The organism is Pseudomonas sp. PS01299, from assembly GCF_029960145.1.
In the GTDB taxonomy this organism is placed as follows: Bacteria; Pseudomonadota; Gammaproteobacteria; order Pseudomonadales; family Pseudomonadaceae; genus Aquipseudomonas; species Aquipseudomonas putida_A.
The window spans coordinates 1-2,758 of sequence record NZ_JASCPO010000415.1 but is presented as its reverse complement, the minus strand read 5'-3'; the positions used below and the strand labels follow the sequence as shown (position 1 = coordinate 2,758).

The 2,758-nt window shown below is 62.5% G+C and carries 1 protein-coding gene; it reads right to left on the bottom strand.

Annotation, left to right across the window (positions count from 1 at the left end):
• Window positions 1–157: 157 nt before the first annotated feature.
• Complete coding sequence (locus QMX91_RS30475; RefSeq protein ID WP_282413854.1) at window positions 158–2,569, bottom strand: glucose/quinate/shikimate family membrane-bound PQQ-dependent dehydrogenase; 2,412 nt, start codon at window positions 2,567–2,569, stop codon at window positions 158–160.
• Window positions 2,570–2,758: the final 189 nt, after the last annotated feature.

The following is a 2,758-nucleotide window of genomic DNA, read 5'->3' as shown; positions in this document are numbered from 1 at the left end:
CGAAGGCAATGTGTCAGCCGGCAAACTCATTGGTTGATACACCGCTTTCGCGAGCAAGCCCGCTCCCACAGGTTTGTCCGGTGGACTCAGAAAGTGTGGGCACAAAAAAGGCGATGCCCCTCACGGAGCATCGCCTTTCCTTTACCGCCGCTAAAACTTATTCCGGCAGTTTGTACGCAATCACATAGTCACCCATCTTGGTGCCCAGCGAACCGTGACCGCCAACAACGAGCAGCACGTATTGCTTGCCGTCCTTGCCGGTGTAGGTCATCGGGGTCGCTTGGCCGCCGGCAGGCAGACGCGATTTCCACAGTTCTTTACCGGTGTTCACGTCGTAGGCGCGCAGGTACTGATCGAGGGTGCCGCTGAGGAAGCCGACGCCGCCTGCAGTGACCATCGAACCGCCCATGCTTGGTACGCCCAGGGTGAAGCCGATCGGGATTGGCGAGCTGTCGCGGCTGGTGCCGTTTTTGCGTTTCCACACAACTTTACCGGTGGTCAGGTCGATACCGGCAACGTAGCCCCAGGCCGGGGCCTGGCACGGTACGCCCAGTGGCGACATGAACGGGTGCATGATCACCGCGTATGGCGCGCCGGTGTTTGGCTGCACGCCAGCGGTTTCGCTCTCGCGTTTGCTGCCGGCGGCGACTTTCTCGCGTGGCACCATTTTCGAAACGAAGGCCATGTAGTTCGGGCTGGTGAACAGCATCTGGCGAACCGGGTCGACCGAGACGCCGCCCCAGTTGAACACGCCGACGTTACCCGGATAGATCAGGCTGCCCTGTTCCGACGGAGGCGTGTATTGGCCTTCGTAGCGCAGTTCCTTGAACTGGATGCGGCACAGCATCTGGTCGAACGGGCTGGCGCCCCACATGGCTTTTTCGGTCAGTTCCGGGGCCAGCAGGTTGAGGTCCGAACGGGCCTGGGTCGGTGCGGTGTGGTCGCCTTTCACGGCGCCTTGCGGAACCGGGATTTCCTTGATCGGGATGATCGGCGTGCCGTCACGACGGTCGAGGACGTACAGGCTGCCCTGTTTGGTCGGGGCGATCAGCGCCGGTTTCACGCCGTCGGCGGTTTTCATGTCGAGCAGGGTTGGCTGGCTGCCAACGTCCATGTCCCACAGGTCGTGGTGGGTGAACTGGTAGTTCCAGCGCACTTTACCGGTGGCCAGGTCGAGGGCGACGATGCCGGCGCTGAATTTCTCGGCGCCTGGGGTGCGGTCGGCGCCCCACTGGTCCGGAGTCTGGTTGCCCAGTGGCAGGTAAACCATGCCGAGTTTTTCATCTACGCTGGCCAGCGACCACATGTTGGCCGAGTTGCGGCTGTAGGTTTCGCCTGGGGCCAATGGCTCGGTGGCGTCCGGCTTGTCGCTGTCCCAGTTCCACACCAGGTGACCGTCGCGCACGTCGAAGGCGCGGATTACGCCCGATGGCTCGTTGGTCGACTCGTTGTCGGTGACGTGACCGCCCATGATCACCAGATCACGGGTAATCGCCGCTGGCGAGGTGGAGTAGTAGCCACCGGCGGTGAACGGGCCGATGCCTTGGGTCAGGTCGACCACGCCGTTTTTGCCGAAGCCTTCGCAGATCTTGCCGGTGTCGGCGTTCAGGGCGATCAGGCGCGCATCGGCGGTTGGCAGGTACAGGCGACGCGGGCAAGCCTGGGCAACGGCTTTGCCAGCTTCGGAGATAACGGCCGAGGCAGCGTTCTCAGACTTGGCGTAAGCGGCTTCGTCGTAGTACGACACGCCACGGCAGGTCATGTGGGCGAAGCCCTTGAAGCCGACCGGGCTCTTGATCTGCGGGTCGAAGCGCCACAGTTCCTTGCCGGTGTCCGGATCCAGCGCCAGCACTTTGCTGTGCGCGGTGCAGGCATAGAGCATGCCGTTGGCTTTGAGCGGGGTGTTTTCGTTGGTCAGCTCGACCGGGTCATCGGCGGTTGGCAGGTCGCCGGTCTGGATGCGCCAGGCTTCTTGCAGCTTGCCGACGTTGGCCGGAGTGATCTGCTTCAGCGGCGAGTAGCGGTCACCGAATTCGGTGCGGCCATAGGCCTGCCAGTCGCCTTCAGGCATTTGCGGTGCGGTACTGGTCATGTCCGCGGTGTCGCGGCCCAGTTCGCCAAAGGTTTCGCCCGGGTGGGTGAACAGGCTGGCCAGGGCAGTGACGCCGGCCAGCACCACGGCCACGGTCAGGCCACCCGTGCCCATCGGCGCCGGGCCATTGAGCAGCAACGGACGACGGAACCACGGCAGCAACATCACGATGCCGAGAACGAACCACAGGGCCAGACGCGGCACCAGTTGCCACCAGTCCAGACCGACTTCCCACAAGGCCCAGACCGTGCTGGCGAACAGCACGATGGCGTACAGGCCCAGCGCTGCACGACGACGCAGCAGCAACAGAATGCCGCTCAGCGCAATGCCGATACCGGCCAGCAGGTAGTACAGCGAGCCGCCGAGCATGCTCAGCTTGACTCCCCCGGCCAACATGGCCAGGCCCATCAGTAGAAGCAGAATGCCGAGCAGGCTCGGTAACAGACGGCCCCGACTCGAAGCACTTTCGGTGCTCATAGTGTGATTCTCCGTGACGTTTATTTAGTCCCGCGCTTTAGTCACTCTAGATGACGATTGGGCGCAGGTATGGTTCAGATAAAAACTTGTCTAGCTAACGAATTTCATCAATCCCCCTGTGGTAGCGGGCTTGCTCGCGAAAGCGGTGTGTCAGAAGGCTGATGCATCGACTGACACGCCGCTTTCGCG

Bases quoted from the DNA above. Each gene is read 5' to 3' on its own strand.
- QMX91_RS30475 (WP_282413854.1), bottom strand. From the start codon at position 2,569: ATGAGCACCGAAAGTGCTTCGAGTCGGGGCCGTCTGTTACCGAGCCTG.